This is a genomic window from Desulfatibacillum alkenivorans DSM 16219, assembly GCF_900142135.1.
Taxonomy (GTDB): Bacteria; Desulfobacterota; Desulfobacteria; order Desulfobacterales; family Desulfatibacillaceae; genus Desulfatibacillum; species Desulfatibacillum alkenivorans.
Window position 1 is genome coordinate 43,129 of the sequence record NZ_FQZU01000037.1, and the last position, 19,717, is coordinate 62,845.

Sequence of the window (19,717 nt, forward strand, 5' to 3'; positions counted from 1 at the left end):
GGTTGAAAAACCAAAGGAGGGATAACTCGAACACCAGCGTACTCTTGTGGTGCCACAAAAGTACAAGGTGCTGATTTATTTGACTTCCTTTTTCTCAAGCACCTCGATCAATTCCCTTTTTCCTTTAGCATGACCAAGTCTTCATCCATGCCATGCCGTAGAATATCCAATCTGGGTGATGCAGCCGCAAGGGTTTCAGCGTGGACGGTTTTGATCTTGAAAGGAAACAGGCTCGGCCCGGACAACAAATCATGCAGGGGGGAGGATGGGTTGGGGCGGGCATGCAAGGAAGCCTCCACTATCCATGCAATCAGGTCGGCGTCGTCAATCGGAAACTCCTTACTGCCTTTATAGATTCCCTTTTGGTCCGTTTCCTGGAGCACGCCCCAGTCAAGGAAGGACCGTAACACACGACGAGCTGCACGATGGACGGTTTCTCTTTCCCCGTATTGTTCGCGGACCCGGCGTTGAACATGGGCGGCGGCCGCAGTTCCTTGAAGCCTCAGCAACCGACCCACCTGAACGGCCACACCGGCCCAGAAGGGATAGACCGCCGACACCATACCCCAATGAACAACCATGTGGTTTTTACGTGGAATGCGTTTTAGCAGGTCCAGACCAGCGATCCTCAGGGATTCGAGTTCCTTGGGCGGGGTCATCCACGTTTTCAAGAGGATGGTTATGATCTTCTCCCTGTTGCCTCGTTCGGCCTGGCCACCGACGGACACTTTATCTTGCAAGAGATTTTGCAGGGTTTCGTTCACAACGGTCCGGTCATTCCCGGCCATGACAAGATTCGCGGTTTGCTCGAACCATTCAAGCCGGACCCGCTGACTGAAACCGATCTGATTCATCCTTTTATTCATTCATCCCTCTTTTCGACTTGCACCAGAGGGACGATGATTTCTTCGACGGAAATTCCTCCATGGCCCACAGTACAATTTTTCTCATTGATGAAGGCGCGCCTGGCCGGAGCGAGGAGCGCAAGGTAGTCCTCGGGCAATCCGACTGCCCCCCATTCCAATGCCTCCGGGAAACGTTCCTTGACCTGGTCGCGCAAGGTCGCGCTGGAATAGACCCTTACCCGTTCCCCGCGCAAATCGGCGACTGCGCCCTCCGTCGGCCGCCCACATCCCTTCGCCTCGATGTTGCCGTGGTCCGAGGTCACGTAAACGCGGTATCCTTTGTCCAGCAATAATCCAAACAGGGAAGACAGGTAGGGCTGATCCGCCCACTGCCGCACCTGGTTGTGCATACCGGCGGTTCCCATTTCCATTCCGTGCATGATCTTGTCCACCTTGTCCACAACCAGCCCGGCGACCCTCGCCTGGGGATGGGATAACGCCTCGGCCACATTTTCTAAGTCCCCGTCACCCAACCCCTTCATGTAAACCACCTCGCGCTGTGAGAGCCCCTGGTCGGCCCAGAATTGAGACCAGAGGGCCGGTTCCTTGTCCGTGGTCGCGATGCTATTCGGGAAATAGATGGGCGCCTTACCGGCAAATGCAGATTGACGAGATACGGACGTCGTAGTCGGGACCCAGGCAAACACCGCCTGCTCCCGGAATCGCAACCCCGGTTGTTTGTTTTTTAACGAATCGCGAATGACCAGCCATTGATCCAGGGCCAGACCGTCCACCACGACCATGGCGACCTTTGCCTTGTCGGCTTCCACCTGCCTGGCCAGAAACCGGGGCAAATGATGGAGCATAACCGGAGGAGCCGGCGGAAGATTCATAAGACCGGCGTATCGCTTGAAAAGCCAGGCGGTGAACCTATCGTCCACCTGATCCTGGAGGGTCTTCACCCTTTCGGAATGTTTTTCGTGATCGGCGTCGGACACGTCATGCAGAAGCAGGATCAATTCCGCCCACCCGCGCGCAAACCGGAACCAATCGCCATGCCGGGCATCTTCCTCGGGAATGGAGCAACTCAGATTGGTGATGAGTTTATCAAGACGAAGGGCTCGGTCTTCACGGGAAACATCCTGAATGCCGATATGCACCCACGATTTGGCCAACGATTCCGCCACGGCATGGGGCACGGGTTGAAGAAGTCCCTCAACGAACAGGTTGTCGATGTAGACGCGAATGTCATCGTGATCAAAGGGTAGGTCCACGGGGCCTTCCATGGATAGGCCGTAAGGCTTGGCATCCTCCCGAATCTCGATTCCACCTTGCGTCGCCCGGTCCAGAAACACCGGCCACCGTTCCTGCAAAAAGGCAAAAAAGGATTCCCTGTCCCTGACCACGGCATCAAGGGGCCACTCGCTGAACACCTTGTTCTGTCGCAGGATTTGTATGAAACGGTCATCCAATATTCCGGGTATGCGCCGGCCCCGGTAATGGCGGCGAAGAAGGACACGGAGTAAATCCGATGGCTGCTTGATCAATTCCGGCGCAATCTCAAAGACGTGGCGCAGAACAAATTCCTTGGTGGCGTTGTCTCCCAACTGGCCTGGCGCATGTCCTTTCTGCGCATCATACAAGGCGTCCAGGTCTCCGGTGTCCAGGGCGATGACGACCGGGTAGCTCAGGTTCGGAAAGATGTCGCCCAGATTAAAGGACAGTTTACGCCCGGCTTGCAGAAGATCGTATGGCAACCCATTCAGGTCGCTGGCCTGAGATCGCAGCACCACCACGAGGTCCGTGTGCTCGCCCCGATCCCAGCGGGAACGGAATTTGGATTCATATGCGTAGCGGAAGGCGATGTGGTCCTCGAACGGGATCAACTCAAATCCCCTGTCCCTCACCCCCTCAAGAATCCCTTCTTCAAGGAGCAGTCCGTCCGGGTCCGCCACCAATGTCAGCTTGGCCACGTTCGGTGTGAACTCCTTCAGGATTTGATCCCGCCAGCTACTCATGATTTCCCTCCACCCGCATCATCAGCAACGGCGTCAATTCCGGATAGGCTTGAGCCTTCTGGTCAAGTTGCTTCCTTAGGTTCTGCTCTTCCTGGGCAAGAAGGTTCAGGCGATAGTTGCGCACCTGAGGCAGGCCGATTTTTTCAATGTTCCTGCGCCGAGCGGCAAAGGCATAGTCAGCTTTTTCCCGTTCCCTGGATATGCGGTCCCGATGTTCCCGCACCAGTTCTTCATAAATCGGACGGCCATGGTCCTCGGCGGCGGCATGCAACTGATCATGAGCCTTGCGGGTCAGGTCCATGTCCCATATGCCGCGAATATCGGCGTCCACGGCAAGCAACTGATCCCACACCCGCCTTGCCGTCGGCATGTACACCATCCCATTGTCCGCAAGAAACAGGGGCATGATGCGCCGCCGGTTCCATTCCATGGATGCGATGGCAATGCGCCACAAAGACCAGACCCCTTGAATTTCCTCCGACAAACCAGGAATGGACGCAATGGGGATGGGTTGTCCCGGTGCCAGTCGAGGCAGGCGCATGGCCAGGCCGCGCACCTTGGGCTCTTCCAAGGTCAAATGGCGAGCACCCGGCCGCTGCTCTGCTTCCTTGCCGCTGAAGACCACATTCGTGATGGTATCCCCATCTGGCCAGGTGAGATGCCAACCCCGTTTCTTCTTTTCCGCCGAGCCTCCGTTGGCGGAAAGGTAACTCACGGTCATGCGTTCAACCCAATGGGGCAAAGGGTGGGTCAACAGGCGTTGCGCCTCTCCGGGATTCAATTCCTCTGCCGCACCGAGAATGGACGCGGTGGACCTTGCCTCGCGGGCCTGCTCCTCCAGCCGGGCCACCGCATTCTCCACGGATTCGTCCACGCGCTCGGGGTTGAGGATCGCCTCCACGTACATCTCGTCAAACAGTTTACCGGCCTGGGCGGAATCCAGGACATCGCCGGTCTTGTCGATGCCGAACTCCTCGAAGATGACCGCGAGCTTGGTCTCCAAAACCTCTCGCACCCGATGCTCCACCGAATCCTCGAAAACGAAATTCACCGCACGCACGACATGGGTCTGGCCGATGCGGTCCACCCTGCCGATGCGTTGTTCCAGACGCATGGGGTTCCAGGGAATATCGTAGTTGATGACCACATGGCAGAATTGCAGGTTCAATCCCTCGCCGCCGGCGTCCGTGGAAATCAGGATGCGGGCGTCCCCGGCAAAATCCTCCTGCACCCGCTTGCGCTCCTCCATGCTCATGGAACCGTTCAGGCACACGACTGAAAACCCGCGCTCCGTTAAAAAATGCCGTAACATCTCCTGGGTGGGTACAAATTCGGTGAACACCAGGGCCTTGAGGTCAGGATCGCCTTCCTCGGATTGCAGGCGGTAGAGCCAGTCGAGCAACGCCTCGGCCTTGGCGTCCGGTCCGGTTTGTTCGCAACGCGCCGCCGCATCCAACAACAGTTTCACCTCGGCCCGTTCGTTTTTGAGCGCCTTGAACCGGCTGTGCAGCAGCACCTCGATTTGTTCCTGCCCATCCAGGTCCGACCATTCTTCTTCGGATAGTTCCGGGAAAAGGCTCATCTGTTCCTGAGGCGCGGCCAGGGCGTCGAGCCTGCGTTCGAGGGTGCTGCGAATAGCCGCCGTGCTGGACACCACCAGGCGCTGCATCAGGATCATCAAGAATCCGATGTAGTTGCGTTTCTCCTGCATGGCCTGGTTGTATCCCTCGCGGGCATAGGCGGTCACCGCCTCGTACAACTGGCGCTGTTCCTCGTGACGATCCTCCCACGACACGGAGGCCAGTTCGGTGCGCCGGGGTTTGAACAGGGGATTGCCTTCAGCGTCGATGGCCTGGCGTTTTTCGGTGCGGATCACATAGGGCTGGACCCGTTCACGGGTGACGCTGGCAATGTCCGGAAATTCATCCGCGTCGATCAGGGAAACCAGGCGGTGGAAGGCGTCTGTCTTTCCCTGGTGCGGGGTGGCCGACAATAACAAAAAATACGGGGCCGCCTCGGAAAGGCCCTTGCCCAATTTGAAACGCGCCACCTGATCCGTACTGCCGCCAAGACGGTGAGCCTCGTCCACGATCACCAGGTCCCAACCGGCGGAAATCAGGTCCTCGAAACGATTCCGGTTGTATTCCGCAACCTGGGCCGCATTCCATCCCCGGCGTTTGTCCATGGGTTTGACCGAATCCATGGGGACCACAACCTGCGAGAACATCTGCCACGCATTGGCAGGGAGGGTTTCCGGTCCATGGTTGTTGGCGTCCTGCTTGCCCAAAAGGGATTCCGGCGCGATTCTCTTAAGGGTCTTGATGTCCTCGGGCAACACGAGTTGGAAGGTCTCGCCGAAATGAAACCGCATTTCACTGACCCACTGGGTCGCGAGCCCCTTGGGTGCGACGACCAATGTGCGGCGGGCCAGACCTCGCAGTTTCAGTTCTCTGAGGATTAGACCGGCCTCAATGGTTTTGCCCAACCCCACCTCATCGGCCAAAAGATATCTCACCCGGTCATGTTCGATGGCGCGACTCAAGGCGCGGATTTGATGCGGCAAAGGGATGACAGTGGATTCGATAGGGGCGAGCAGCACATCTTGGGTCAAGGCGTCCGCCACCCGCGCGGCGGCGGCGACATAGGCGATATGGTCGGATGAGTTGGCGCCCGCACTCTCCAAGGGTTGGAGCCTGGAGGCGGGAACACGGACCACGGTGTCGCGCCCGGGCAGCCAAACCCGGCAGATCGTCTCACCCCACAGGGTTTGGGATTCGATGACCTTGCAGGCGCTGTTGTGACTGATACTGTATTGCCAAAATGGCTCCACCCTCTAATTATCCTCAATCTTGATCAATTGTTTGTTGAATTTGGATAGCCGGGACAATGCGATTACGGATTTCACTGTAAATAGCGATGTCAAGGCCCTCGGCGACCTCCAGTGAAACGGCCAATCCGTAAGAGACAGGGTCTTGAATTTTTCCCGCATCCTCACGACAGTTGACTTTAATGTCGATGACATCGCCATCATTGAATGGCTCCGCGCTCTGACCCTCGAAAATTTCATGTTGCACGGTTCCACGCTTTACGGATTGCCAATCTGCATTTTGACGAGTCGGAGCCAAATTCTTGTTGATAACCTCAAACCATAGGCTTGCTGTCCGGTATTTCTGTGTATTGGCAGAAATCGGTGAAAGCCAAGCAAGAGTCACTGTCAATCGTCTTCTTTCCTGACGGGCGCTAAGAGACGGAGGAAGCGGTAATCGAAAGACGTGAGCCTCACCGTCAGAAAGTTCCCCATAGCCAAGCACAGTGGCTCTCTGCTCCGTACAATCAAGGACTCGGTCTATCTCCGGAAAGCCATAACCCATCCAGCGGGACAAAAGAGACTTGTATTGCCTACTAATCTCATTGGAAATGTCTGCTGGCCTATTATATCGAGATGCGGCACGGTCTCTAATTTCTTCCCCTATCTTCGAGTTTTCGATTCGAGTCTTGAGGTGATCCCCAATATCACCCCAAGCGCATCCATGGACCAACATTGCCTTCAATAGTGGAACTTCATACCTTGTAGGATCGACATCAGCCGCTTGTTCATAGAATATTTGTTGCAGGGAATCGTAACTAATACCAGCTGATCTGCTTATCAAGGCTGTCGCATTGCTTGTACCACAACAGTAGGCAGTCGCGTTAAGCTCACCCGGAAGGCTTCCAGGTGTGGCGACTTTAGTCCCAGGGGGTGTTCGAAAAATCGCTGGCTCAATGGTTACGGGATTGGTTGGTTGAATAGTCAAACGATACCATTGTCGTCCTCCGATATAGACAATGTCAGGTTTAATTGCACGCCGGTAGCCACTACCGAACGCAGATATTGGGCTAACTAAACTATATTCAAAAGGATTTATCCTACTTCCCTGATTGACAACTTCAGCATTATCCATGTGGACAGCACCAACACTGATACCATTGATCGTTTCTGCTGGTGAAAGCAATTTTCTATTTCGGGCATCTCTGTATATGGCTTTGATTGTCGCAGTTTCTAGTTCCTCAGCACTTAAAGAATCAAATTCTTCGGGAGAAACTCCAAGGGAAATGGGTATAGGATGGTTACCGGCACTGACCACAAATAGCACACGATACTTCAAACTTAGCCAATCCAGCAATCTGGCGATGGGACTCATAAATTGTGTAAATTGGCGAGTTCGATCACAAACTGATAAATTTATTACCCTGATTTGAGGGGCCGCCGGACCTCCCTCCTGATCATCCTCGAACAGTCTTTTAACTGCTCTGTGGATAAGATCGACAGCAAGACAATTGGCGGGAATCCCCTCCGGCCGAGGGGTGTCGAACCAGTTCAATGGTTTCATGATGGGCCGAACGTAAATTGGCCTTGATAGGGGGGTGGGAGGATGATTCAAGTCACCGTGGACAATGAGCGAAGCCATTGAACTGCCATGAACTCGCTCCGAAGCCCCATAATCAGATCCCCAGTCATCTGGGTCATCAATAATTAAACGGCCTGCTAACAAATCGTGGTTAACCAATGGCATCCCATCAAAAAGAGCAACGACCGGATCACCTATAGGCAAGGGCATTTCTTCGACTTGAGTGATCTCCAAATCACCTTCTGGTGATCGGTCACCTTCCAGCATTTGCCCAACAGGTCTGAAGAACATAATGTTTTCACATTTGACGAGTTCCGTTGTCGGGTTTTCCACAATAGCACGAATGGAATGGGCGGGTAGTTCGGCCAAGAGGCCATGGTAGGCAATGCCTTCTATAACAGACTGGCTCAATATTTGGCCGCCCGCTTGCTGGACGAGATTTGCGACATGGTTTGCGCTCGCGGCTCGAAGCGTGTCACTCCCACGAAACCAGAGTTCGGCTTCAAATGTTATGACTCTATCTCCGTCGTGTTCAAGGTCCTCGCGCCAAATTCCAATAATTCCGGTTTCGAGAAGTCTATCCTGAACATCCCACCGACGGATATCTTTCAGGTGCAGGAACACGTCGCGAAACTTTGTGAGCCCGCGCTCGAATTGCATAGTGGGGTTTTCTTGATACCGTCGCCACAACGACAGCATCTGATTAAGCGCTTGCTGGTTGGTCATGACAAGATAAAGTCGCCCACTTAATTCTTTATCGGGTTTGGCCTCGTCATAAAATTCTTCATCCGGCGCGATTTCATCAAGTTCAACTTCTCCCATCCATTCGAGACCATCAATGCGCTTTACCGCATTGGCAAAGTTTTCTATGCTTCCGACGGTCTCTATCACGAGGACCTGCTCGGGTATTATGCCCGCAGCACTCTGTTGTATCTCTATTCGCCTGGCTTCAAATGTAGCCTGAAGCTGATCGAAGGCTGGAGAAAGACGATCCCACTGCCGTTGCGGGGTTGGCCTTTTGAACCGACCTCCACCGCCTCCAAGTGTTGAACGAGAAGCTGTGTCAGGCGTAGGGAAGAGAAGTAGTGGGCGTTCAGGCATTCTTTTCCTCCGGATCACTTAGTTGAGCTACGGTGACTGATCTGGCGGACCAGTTCTGGAGGGTTTTGGATATGATATCCTTCATGTCTGCGTTTGGTTGTTCAAGCACATATTGACGGAACACAGTGGTGCCGAACTCTTCGACTTCCGCAAAATTTGATCCCAGAAGACGTTTGGCCAAAGTGCTCGGTGCGTATCCCAGTTGAATCCTGATTCGACGTTCAAACTTTTCGAACCATTCTGTCAAACGAGCGCGGGTCGGGCCGGGAAGCGTCATGCGGACCTGGAATCGTCGCCATACTGCACGGTCCAGTAGTTCGGCGTGATTGGTTGCCCCAATGACCATGACATGGCTTGGTAGATTGTCAATCTGCATAAGCAGCGAACTCACCACACGTTTAATCTCACCGGTCTCGTGAAGATCACCACGCTCCTTACCGAGGGTTTCAAATTCGTCGAAAAAGAGGACGCACTTCCGAGTGGAGGCATATTCAAACAACTTCTTCAGGCGGACAGCGGTTTCACCTAGGTATGTCCCGACAACGCTTTCATAACGAACCACAAGTAAAGGGACCACCAGCGCTTCTGCGATGGCCTCGGCCAAAGACGTCTTACCATTGCCCGGTGGTCCAATTAGAAGCACACGGTTTCGAGGCTCCAAATTATATGATCTGAGTAGGTCGGTCCGGTGTTGCTCTTGAATCAGGCTCTGGCAAATCTGATGCACTTCATCTGGAAGGATGAGATCCGCCAATTTTCGTTGAGGCATGACCTCATGGAACAGATTGCCCATGCGCTGATCCAGCATGGGGCCACCACCATTGGTTGCGGGGCGTTCAACCGGTGTGGAACGGAGCATCTCTTCGAGCTTATCGGCCAACACTTTGTGCTGCTTGGTCCGCTCTTCTGCGATGATCGCCTCAACGACCTTTCTAAATGTAGCCTTGTCGCCCCGTATGCCGGATTGGACAAGGCGAATTAGCAAATCCGCTCTTGCCATTATTCTCCTCCCATTCGCGTCACTGCCTGGTCATACCACATCAGGAGTTTTTCGTCTTCCTGGAGGACCTTGTCGGGAATCTTTTCGGCCACGGCGATGATGGTGGCGTAGTCCTTTTCCTGCCATGCCTTTTTGAATCCGGCGCGGACGGCTTCGAGGCGGAAGACCTTGAGGCGCCGTTGGGTGGAGGTCCGGTACTCCTCGAACTCCTTCATCAGGGCGCGTTCACGGAGTTTTTCCAGGTCGCCGGCCTTGTTGGGGTCGGGCACGTACCAGCGGTCCTTGGCCTTGGCCATCAGTGCCGGGTCATCCTTGTCCAGGTTGCGCAGGTCCTTGAAGTTGGTGGACAGGTAGCTGTGGATCGGCCCGGGTACCGCGTCCTTGCCATCGTACCGAAGGAAGTTTTGCTCCAGAAGGGTGGACAGTTCCAGGGGCGTTTCGTTTTTCTGCCACCCGCCGATCTGCTTGAGGAACTGGGGGTGCAAATCCTGAAAGGTCTGAGGTTTTTGGGATAACTGCTGCTTGAGCCACAGGATGGCTGAGGCTTCATCGGACACGAACAACTCCAATTGGACGATTTCCCGCACGCTCATGCGCTTCTTGTCATACTCGGCTGTCTGGTCCGGCAAGAAGTACATGCCGTCCCGTTCGGAAAAACGCTGCATGAGCCCGGCGTAAAACTCGGCGGCGGACATGGGCACGGTCACGTTGCGCTGCACGTGGAATGCCACCATGCGGTCATACAGCATGTAGCTTTGACGCTCGGCCACCACCTCGGCCAGCCCGTCTTTGGATACGAACACCGGCAACTGTTTCAGGTGGGTGCGCACAAAATCCCACACACCATCCTCGGTCCCGGCGGACAATTTGAACCTTTCCTCAAGCCCGCTGTCGGGTTTATATGCTGAGATAACTAAGTCCTGTTTCACAGCCATACTTGTAACTTGTTTGAAACTACCCTGCTTCTTATTTAGTGTTCGTATATCCGCTACTACAAAACCCGATGAAATTAACGCCTCTTGAATAGCATGCCATACAGAATTTTTAGAGTTACTAAATACTAATGTCATCCATCGCCCAGGTTTGAGCAATCTATTATACTCATCGAAACATAGTTTCATCAATCTCTTGTATTCAAATAATCCCTTTTGCTTGCTTCGATTTCTTTTCGATCTATCGACGACAGCTTCAGGTGAGCTATTCGTAAGAACACGATGCCACGATTCAACAAGGAAATTCAATTCAGAGTATGGAAAATTATCCCCAAAAGGCGGGTCTGTAAAGATATAGTCGATGGAATCATTCGGCATATCCAAATGGGCCGTGGCTCCTGTATTGATTAAGGCGATATTGTCACGGGCGGCCCCATTTCGAAATGCCTTTCCCAAGCGATCCAGCTTACCACCCAGAATATACCACGGACTGCATTCGGCGTGTTGGGAGGCAACATAATAGACACCGGCAAGATACTGATTGACCTGCGAAAAATGCGTTGGCGCATATCGGGCAAGAAGCGACATCCCCCAAATCGCCTGCTCCACGAAATAAAGCAGCATATGCCGGGTTCGGGGGGCCGGATGTTGTGCCGCCTTTTGCCAGAGTTTAGACAGCGCCTGGACTGCCCGAGGTAAAAACAACAGATGCACGTGTGTCAAACCCTTCTTCTCAAGTCTTGGCGCTTCCCACATTTCATCAAAAGCGAAACCAGAAGTCGGAATTGACATTGGAAAAGCCATCTCTTCAATCTTTGTTAGTATTTCGAAATCTCTGAAGTCGAGCCTTTTCTCAAAACGTTTTTCCGCAATTTTATAAGCAATTAGCACAGGCTTGAACTTGACTCGTTTCCACGGTTCCCCGGTTGCCGGGTCGGTTCGGGTTTCAAATACCTGTTCCATTTTGTTTTTCTTCAGGGTGGCGCCGCAATGCGGACACGGAAAAGCATCCCGCACACGTTTGGTTTTCTGGTCCAGCGCCTCGTCCAGGAAGACCACCTCGCCCGCGCAGTCAGGGCAGGTGAAAACTTCGCTCCACACTGTGTACTCGATACGGCCCTTGGTTTTGCCGTCCGCGTGCAGGGTCTCGTACATCCACCCGAGTTCCTGCTCGATTTCCTTGAGAATCTTTCTGCCGGCCTTGGCAAAGGCGCGCACGTCAAAAGGGATATTGTAGTTTGCCGCAATGAAGGTGGCCGCAGGGGAAAGGTCGTTCAACACCACCCGCCGCGCCCCCCATTTGGGAGGGGTCAAACCCTGTGCCTTGAAATTCGCCTCCACCTTTTGCCGATAACTTTTAGGGGCCGCGCCGCACCACTGGGCTGCCACCCCGGTCATGCCCGAACCGCAAAATCCGTCCAGCACCACGTCGCCCGGTTCGGTGTAGTGCAGGATACTGGGCACGATGGCCAGGTGCGGCACCTTGGTGTGATAGGAGTGCGCCCGGTAAATAGGATCGGTCTTGCCCTCGCTCACGTCTACGGCAAAGGGTTCGCGGCGGTAGGGTATGTTGGGGTCGTAGGGTTTGCCGTAATGCTTGATGAAATCGCCTATCCACGGATTGGGGCAGGCGGTGTAGTATGGAGGGTCGGACAGGGCCAGGATGTCCTCGTCTTCGCCAATGGGAAACCCCTCGATCTTGCGAAACTCGGGGTCCAGCAATTTCTCGCGCAACAGGCCGAGGAAATGCTTGCGCCGCTCCTCGTTATTGGCAAAGGTCAACCCCAGGCATTCCACCGGCCGGTTTTTCCGCTCCTCCATCTCCTCCATATAGGATTTTTCGAACAAATCCCGCTGCTCATCGGGGAAGAGCTTTTTCGTCTGGTTGTCCACATTTTTCCTGCCGGCCATGCCACGCCTCCACCATCTCTTTTCAAAACCGCCTGTTGATTGTGACTCTTGCCTCGTCTCTTGTCCCGGCTCTTGCCCGGGACGCATCCGATGCTGATTTCTGAACTACCATGAGATCATGTCAGTCCTCTGGCTCGGGCAGACGCCCGGACTGTCTTTCCAATTTTTTTTCATCCGATTTCACGCGGCGTTCCAACTTCTTGATATCTTCTTCGGCCGGCAGCTTTTCAGGTTTTATCCCTCTTTGCCCCAGCATGTCCCGCACGCTCTGATTGTTTTGAACATGCTCCCTGGTTATGGAATCCTCACCATAGAGATCGTCCTGCTGGACATTGTGGTTGGTCATTTCAGTGGCGAGGTTCTTGGCCGCGATGGTGAGAGTCGGCAAGAAGTCCGCCAAAGGGCGGCTCTTAGTGATGCCGTATTTTTCCTTCATCACCCTCGTTGTGTTTCCCCCGAACAAAGCGGCGTCCCCCTTGGAACGGATGCGGCCAAAGCCCTTATCGTCCACGCCCCGCTCATAAATGTTCTGGGAAAGCGTTTTCTCCGACTCCCGCAGGCGGTCCCGTGCATCCAGCCTCGCCTGCAAGCGCATCCGATCCTCAATGAGTTCCTGTTTGCGAGTTTGGATTGCGAAGTAGCTTTGGGCAAAGGCGATGGGCTCCTTGCGGGGGTCTCCGTTCTGTGCGATCAGGTAGCAGGCATACCGGGTGAGCATGAAGTCCTCAATTTCCCGTTCCGCCCCGCTGCCTAACTTGACCTTTTTCGTGACGCCACGAAAATGGTTGTCTGGATCGTAACCTGTTGTTTCACAAGACTCTATGGCTCTTTTGATGGCGGTCAGGAAATTCTCCCAACGTGCGTACCCCAGAGGCTCCTGCAATTCCCTGGCAAACCAGAACTCCACCCCTTCATCCGGGAGTTTGCGGCTCAACGCATCGAACCGGTTCTGAAGAATTTGAATAGTCTCTGTTTTCATTGTGTATTCTCGCAAATTATCAATTTCGTGATGCCACGAAAATGTTCTGTGTCTTGCCTACTCCAAAACGATCCTCACCTTGCCGGGTTCCTTGCCCTTGGTCAATTGATCCAGGTAGTCCTCGAACCGCTTTTTCATTTCCGCCGGTGTCGCGGGCGATCCGCCTTGCAGCATGGCGTCGCGCAGGTCATATATTCGGATCGAGACCTTGGTGAGGCCGGACAAGACTTCCTTCATGGCCTGGATGAAATCCTGATCCAATTGATCGGGCAAGGCGCGGCGCTTGAGGAATCCATCCACCAGGCTACGCTGCTCGTCCTTGAGCAGGGTCAGGTTCTCTTTGGTGGTGGGGTCCTCCAGATTGGCGAGCAGGGTGTCGCGCCAGTTGTCCACCATGGCGTCCAGTTCGTTATCCAGATTGTCCAACCTTGCGGCGGCTGGATTGGCGGGCGGTTCCGAGCCGGGCTTAAAATTGCAGTGGGGGCAAACCGGCGCACCCGACATTTCCTGTTCGGTGAGGGCGAAACAGGACTTCAACCCGGCAAGGCGGTTCCTAAAATCGGAAAGATGCTGGCGCGGCATGAGGTCGATGGTGGATAACTTGTCCAGGTCTTTCAACCGTGGGTCGCCGATGAGCCGGGCCTTGCGTTTGTCCTCATTGACCCCCAACCGGGCTTTTGCGTGCAGGGTCAGGTAGGCTTGCACATACTCCTTTTTCAATTCGTTCAACTTGCGCTGCGTCTGCTGGCGAAATGCCGGAGCCTTGCGTTTCTCCGGGTCCACTGCCTGGGCAAGCACCTCCTCCCTGAGGGTTTTCACCTTGGCGATCCATTCGTGTTCAGTCGGCAAAACCGCCTCGGCCGTGGACAGGTAGGACGCGGTGGCGCCCAAATCAGCCACCAGGTCTTCCAGTGACTTGGCTTCGGCAAGGCAGTCCAGACCGTCCTTGTGCGCAGTCACCTCACCGGCATCGTAGCGGAAATTCTTCAGTTTGCCCGTGGTGGTGTAAGCTTGCATGGATTCAAGGAAGGTCTTGGTCTTGTCCAGTTTGCCCCGCATGTTCTGGATTTCGTCTTCACCAAGAAGACTGCGGCCCCAAAGATACAATCCATTCTGCAATGTCTGCTGCATGAGCACCAGGCGATTCACCGCCTGCTTCACGGCCTTCTGGAGTTCCTGGACCGGTTCGTCCTTGCCCTGGGGGATCAACTGGGCCATGCCCGGTGTGAGGTCCAGCAATTCGAAGAGGGCCTTGAGCGCGGGCAGGTTCCAGTCCTTGGGCCGCTCGATGTGTTTGAAGTTTTTCAGATCGTCGATGCCGGTTCCGGCCAACTGGGCAAGGCCGGTGGCGTCGAATTTCTGGCCGGGTATGGCAAGCACCGCCTCTCCGGCATGCACCAGTGCGGCGAGAACCACCACAATCCATTCGGGTTCCAGACGAAGCGACTGGGGCGCCAGATATTCCACGCCAAGGACATCCTGAATCAGTTCGGATCGGTTGACCACCTGTCCATGCCCCTTGGCCTTGGCCGCATTGAGGATGTACTCCGCGTATTTGGATTTGTATGGGTCAAGACGTTCTCCGTCCAACAATTCCAGGGCATCCAGAACAGCCGTCGCCTGTTTGGTCCTGTTTTGCCCGGCTATGGCGCGAAGGGCGTCCTGCGCCGCCTGAGGCCGGTTGCTCCCTGTGATGAGAACGGAGAAAACTGGGTAATCGGGGGCCTGGTCGGCAAAGTGGGCGCCAAGGCAGATGCCGGATATGATGTTGACCAGGTCGCGGAAATTTATCCGCTCTTGGGGGGAGATGCCTGAAAGCTCGCGTATCGCAAATCCTTTTCCCCACTCCGTCAGGTTCTTGGTCCGGCCCTGGTAGGTCACCTGAAACGCCGTGGCCATGTTTTTTTGCAGCCACTGCACCAGATCACGCAAAAAACCGTTCGCCTTGGTCTGGTAGGTGGATTTGGCGTGACCCGATGCTGTGGACACCAGGTCCAGGGCAGCCGCGTAATTGCGGATGGCGGCGCGGAATGTTTCATCGGTGTTCGTCAACCGCAAAAACAATTCATCCGCCTTCTTCTCATCCTTAAAATGCGGCGGGTCAAAGGGCTGAATGAAGTAAATGTAAAAATCCCGTGGAGGAACAGCTGTGGATCGTTCATTGGGCGCGCCGAAAAAAAGATACCCCTGCCGTGCGGCCTTGCGTTCCAGCCATTCCAGTTCATGTTGCCAGATTTTGTATCCTGTCACATAGGTCTGGTCCGTGCATTCCATCACTTGGCGCAAGGCTTCGTAATAGTAGCGATCCAGTTGAGGGTCCCCGAGAGTCTCGGCCCGTTTTTCGATCAGTGCGTCGAAATCGTCGGTCTTCTTGAGGTCCAGGTAAAACTGCCGGTTTTGCGGATTGGACGAGATGAACTGCCCACTCACGGTCTTGTGGATTTCACGCAACACCGTTTCCACCTGGGACAAAAGATCGTCCGCCGGGTCGCCGCCCAGGTCCTCGATGCCTGGTTGATACAGGCACAGGGCGTCCCGCAATTCTTCGGGCGTCGCGCCAAGGCTCGCATAGATGTCCCCGGTCGTGAGGCGGTGGACCGACAAGGCATGTATGAGACGCAAGGCCATGGGTTTGTATGCGGGACGGGTGAAGGCTTGCTGGATACGGGATTCGAGCACCTGGCTACAGTCTATGACTGCCCGGATGTCCGGCACCGCGCGAAAGGAAGAATTTTCACGCAGGCTGGTCCAATATGTGTCATAGGCAATGACGCCGGGCCGGTCATCGGGCACATCCTGATCGTGCAGTTTTTTCATGGCCTGCGACAAGGTCTTCAACACCTCGCGTTTTTCCACGGCGGTGACCCGCTCGAAGGTGTCGATGTAATCCGGATGCACGGGAAAAAGACGCACAAACTCGTCCATGCGTTCGTTCATGCGGCCGTAACATCTGGCAAAGGGGGCCAGATATTCCCGGATTTTCACCTGCTGATCGCCGGTCTTACGAAGCAGGCGCTCGGCCACCACGAACTTGACGTCCTTGCGGGCGATGAGGATTTGTTCGAACCGGTCCTTCACCCGCCGGATGCTGTCCGCCACAAACGAAAAACGAGGGCTGTCGAAGATGGCCTCCTGCACACCGGCGATGAATCGAAACCGCAAGTCCTTGCACACCTCGCCGATGATGCGGAGGAAGTTTAAATCAAGAATAAGTTCCTGGTCTTTTCTGCTGTTTAAGTAATCCAGGAGTTCATCCACTACAAATAGAAGACCCTGATCCGGAAAATGGGTATGAAATACACCCATCATATCCTCGAAAAGGTCCTTGTGGCTAAGGGTATCCTCATGTGGTGGGAATTTGAAATCTAAGCCCCACCTGCTAAAAGCCTCTTCCAAATGGCCACAAATAAAGTCTCTGAGGGACATCTTGGTCCCCTCAAGTTCGGTCCGGATGACTTTGAACCGGCCGCTGATTTTTTCGGCGGCGCCGGCAACTGCCTTGTCGTTCAAATGCTCGGACAGTCCGGTGTTTTCAGCCACGGCGGAGATCACTGACATGAGATGCGATTTACCGGTGCCGTAGTTGCCGACCACCAGGAGACCCTTGTTGTCCATGGGCTGATCGAACTGAATCTGGGGCACCACGAGGTTGATGAACCTTTCCGCCATTTCCTCGGAAATCACATAGGTCTGCACCAGTTGTTGGGCGGCGGCGGTCTCATCCGCGTCGCGTAACTGAACCACGGATTCGATGGGCTCGAATTGAATCAAATCTCCATATTTCATCGCGTTTCCCCTGCAACGTTTTTTGAACTATTCATGCGCCCGCCTCCATGTTTACCGCCAGAAAATCCTTTGCGGGATACCGTTTGTACTCCGGATGGTCTGGAGCGGCATAGGTCAGATGACCGTCCACTATCGAACCGCACCAGGCCGCGACCACTGTCCGATTCCTGGCAACGCCTTGCAGAATTTTTAATGGGTCCTGTTGGAGTGATACATCAAAGAGCATCTCGAAATTGTCCAACAAAACCAAGTCGGCGTCATGGGAAGCAACGAGGTCGGCAAGGATGCGCGGCAACCGCAAGGCCCGTTGACGTTCCGTGAGATCGAGCATAAGCCGCGACATCTCAAGATTGACGTTTACCAGGGGCGCCTCGGTGTGTCGATGGACTTCCTGAAGGGCCGTGGTTTTGCCTGAACTGGCCGAACCGACCAGCATGATCAAACGGTAATACTGGACGCCTGCCTCACGCACATCCTTTAGAATGCGATCCACCAGCGGCCCCGGCATCATCGACTCCCCTTTTTCGCACGACGGGTGTGCTCAGCCGCCCCGCCGGAGGTCACCCACTCGTCCACCTCTTCCTTGCGGAATTTCCACAACCGGCCGACCTTGTGGGCGGGCATCCTCTTGTTGTTCAGCCACTTGTACACCGTATCCCGTTTGATCCCGAGATATGTGGCGATTTCGTCAACTGAAAGCCAGCGATCTTCCATATCATGCTCGTATCGCCCTTGACTACAAAACCCCATTGGTCATACAGCACCCGGCCTTGCTTTCTGAGCGGTCTGAAATATCATGGAAATCCCAAGAAGTCAGAATCTTGTAGCTCAAATTCCACTATTCGTCAATTCAATTCACTTTGCTCTATTAGGATCAAACCGGATGGAATGGTTTTGATTGTCAATCACGAACAACCACTGCGCACTGCAAACAATTCTTGGCATCCTTTGTGAGAGATTGTTCCTATGCTGTTTTTTCCAGGCGGGCGAGAGATTGCACGATGCGTCAAAGTATCAAAGTGACACTTTTAATATAATTTCGATAACTTAATCCGATATTGCCGCCTTCGGAACAGGATGTATAAACAAATAATGTGTAATTACGATTAGTTATATAAAATCTCAATACTTGACATTTCATCCCCAGTTGTGATATAATTATTTGAAATAGTTTAAGAATCCGTAAGGGAAGGTCGGGAATCCGGCTTTCCCTTCCGTCGTTTTTGGGCCAGTGAAAATCGGGAGAATGGACATGCTGTTTGATCAAATCGGGATACATGGTTGGGATGACATCGAGCCTGTGGTGTTGGCGGCCCTGGCATCGGAATTGTCGGTGCTTTTCGTGGGAGACATCGGAGGGAACAAGACCGAGGGCGCGGAGCGAATCGCACGGACCTTGCTCGGTCAGGATATTGAGTTCCGGGCCTATGAGGTGCCGACCCTGAATTTTGACGACCTGGTTGGTTTCGTGAATCCGAAGACCCTGGCCAAGGGCGCGCTTCAGTTCGTGCCGACTCCCCTGTCCATCTGGTCGGCCGATGCAGTGCTCCTTGACGAAATCAACCGGGCCAATCCGTTCATCCAGTCAAAACTTCACGAGCTTGTCCGGAAACGGACCCTCCTTGGCATGCCCACCCGTTTGAAGATGGTCTTCAGTGCTGTGAACCCGCCCGAGAAGTATCAATCGGGCTATATGGACCTCGCGTTAGCGTCCCGGTTTGTGAATGTGCAGGTGCCGAACGTAGCGACCTTTGGTGACGAGGTGATTGAGCACATTCTCTCCGGTAATGGGATCGGACGTGGTGGCCACAATCTGCCGTGCATGCTGGCCCGAGCCTCGGCGTTTGAACCGAGTGGCATCGAGGCCATGCGCATAAGCAGTCTTTGCAAGAAGATCATGCGAGACTTGGAAAATTCGGGCATCGTCTTCAACGCGAGACAACTCAAGATGATGCTGAAACTCATCACGTCCGGGCTGGCCATTCAATGGGCGTCGGGTCTGGACGTCTTTACCGCACCGGACGCCATCGCCTCATACATCGGTGCGGTCATTCCTGAAATCAACGGCATCGTGCGGACCCGGGTTGACGCATCCGTCGCCAAAGGAACCATCCGTACCATCGTGACCGGCTTCCAACTTGCCGACCCCATGACCATGGCCCGCAATCTCGCCGAACTCATCGAAATAGAACCCACCGATATTCTTGCCTGGGCCGGGGCGGTGGACCGATCCATTAAATCCGAACGGCAACCGCAATTGCTGCGCGATGTGCTGAGGCGCTTACCCATACTCCAAGGAAAGGGGGTGATCGAGCATGACCTGTCGCGGACCCTGATGGAAAAGGCGGCAGCCCGTTTCGCCACATTGACCCTCATTGAAGAAGGCACCCCTGTCCTGGAAATCCCGGGACGAATCCACAACATCATCGAAAATCTGAAAGGAGAAGTGTCATGACTGAAAGGATTTTTCAGAGCGAGGCCCTGACCAACGGCTGGGCGAACATCACAAACGACGGCGTTAAAACATACTGGTTTGACACGGATCAGGTCTTCCCCAAAATCTATTCCTTAGACAAGGCGGGAATCCCGGCATACTGGGATGACGTGCCGTATAGCGAGGAAATCATCAAGGAATGCACCCACGACGACGTTTGCTGCCTCATCCTTTCGTCCGGCAAGACCAAGGTGCTGGTGGTCGTCCATGCCAGTCTGCCGCACGTCGCCATGCACGGCCGGGCGACCAAGGAAATCCCGTGG

Annotated in this window: 12 protein-coding genes; 2 read left to right on the plus strand and 10 right to left on the minus strand. The window is 54.4% G+C overall.

All coding sequences use genetic code 11. The annotated features are described in order from the left end of the window. Positions 1-107: 107 nt before the first annotated feature. From BUE18_RS21795 to mads1, 10 genes are all read right to left on the minus strand, one after another. On the minus strand, positions 108-866 hold the full coding sequence (locus BUE18_RS21795) for a hypothetical protein (protein WP_073478294.1): 759 nt from the start codon (positions 864-866) through the stop codon (positions 108-110). After that, positions 863-2,863 (minus strand): BREX-3 system phosphatase PglZ, encoded by a 2,001-nt coding sequence (gene pglZ, locus BUE18_RS21800; RefSeq protein ID WP_073478295.1) that lies wholly within the window; start codon positions 2,861-2,863, stop codon positions 863-865. Before pglZ ends, BUE18_RS21795 begins: the two co-directional genes overlap by 4 nt. Beyond that, on the minus strand, positions 2,856-5,693 hold the full coding sequence (locus BUE18_RS21805; protein ID WP_073478296.1) for a DEAD/DEAH box helicase: 2,838 nt from the start codon (positions 5,691-5,693) through the stop codon (positions 2,856-2,858). The genes pglZ and BUE18_RS21805 overlap by 8 nt, the downstream gene beginning before the upstream one ends. Positions 5,694-5,706: 13 nt before the next feature. Next, entirely contained in the window at positions 5,707-8,352 is a 2,646-nt protein-coding gene (locus BUE18_RS21810) for a S8 family peptidase (RefSeq protein ID WP_073478297.1), read from the minus strand. After that, positions 8,345-9,352, minus strand: coding sequence for an AAA family ATPase (locus BUE18_RS21815; protein ID WP_073478298.1), 1,008 nt, complete (start codon positions 9,350-9,352; stop codon positions 8,345-8,347). Before BUE18_RS21815 ends, BUE18_RS21810 begins: the two co-directional genes overlap by 8 nt. Further along, positions 9,352-12,195, minus strand: coding sequence for a DNA methyltransferase (locus tag BUE18_RS21820; protein WP_211482833.1), 2,844 nt, complete (start codon positions 12,193-12,195; stop codon positions 9,352-9,354). The genes BUE18_RS21815 and BUE18_RS21820 overlap by 1 nt, the downstream gene beginning before the upstream one ends. 121 nt (positions 12,196-12,316) lie before the next feature. Beyond that, positions 12,317-13,174 (minus strand): DNA damage-inducible protein D, encoded by an 858-nt coding sequence (dinD, locus tag BUE18_RS21825; protein ID WP_073478299.1) that lies wholly within the window; start codon positions 13,172-13,174, stop codon positions 12,317-12,319. A 57-nt stretch (positions 13,175-13,231) separates the two neighbouring features. After that, positions 13,232-16,960 (minus strand): DUF6079 family protein, encoded by a 3,729-nt coding sequence (locus BUE18_RS21830; RefSeq protein ID WP_073478300.1) that lies wholly within the window; start codon positions 16,958-16,960, stop codon positions 13,232-13,234. A gap of 31 nt (positions 16,961-16,991) precedes the next feature. Continuing rightward, positions 16,992-17,471 (minus strand): BREX-3 system P-loop-containing protein BrxF, encoded by a 480-nt coding sequence (gene brxF, locus BUE18_RS21835; RefSeq protein WP_211482834.1) that lies wholly within the window; start codon positions 17,469-17,471, stop codon positions 16,992-16,994. Further along, positions 17,468-17,674 (minus strand): methylation-associated defense system helix-turn-helix domain-containing protein MAD1, encoded by a 207-nt coding sequence (gene mads1 / locus BUE18_RS21840; RefSeq protein ID WP_073478301.1) that lies wholly within the window; start codon positions 17,672-17,674, stop codon positions 17,468-17,470. Before mads1 ends, brxF begins: the two co-directional genes overlap by 4 nt. 538 nt (positions 17,675-18,212) lie before the next feature. Here mads1 and BUE18_RS21845 point away from each other — a divergent pair. Both BUE18_RS21845 and BUE18_RS21850 read left to right on the plus strand, forming a co-directional pair. Next, positions 18,213-19,415, plus strand: a complete 1,203-nt coding sequence (locus BUE18_RS21845) for an AAA family ATPase (RefSeq protein WP_073478302.1) — start codon at positions 18,213-18,215, stop codon at positions 19,413-19,415. Further along, on the plus strand, positions 19,412-19,717 hold a 306-nt coding region (locus tag BUE18_RS21850; RefSeq protein ID WP_139264845.1), incomplete at its 3' end, for a hypothetical protein. The genes BUE18_RS21845 and BUE18_RS21850, both read left to right, overlap by 4 nt.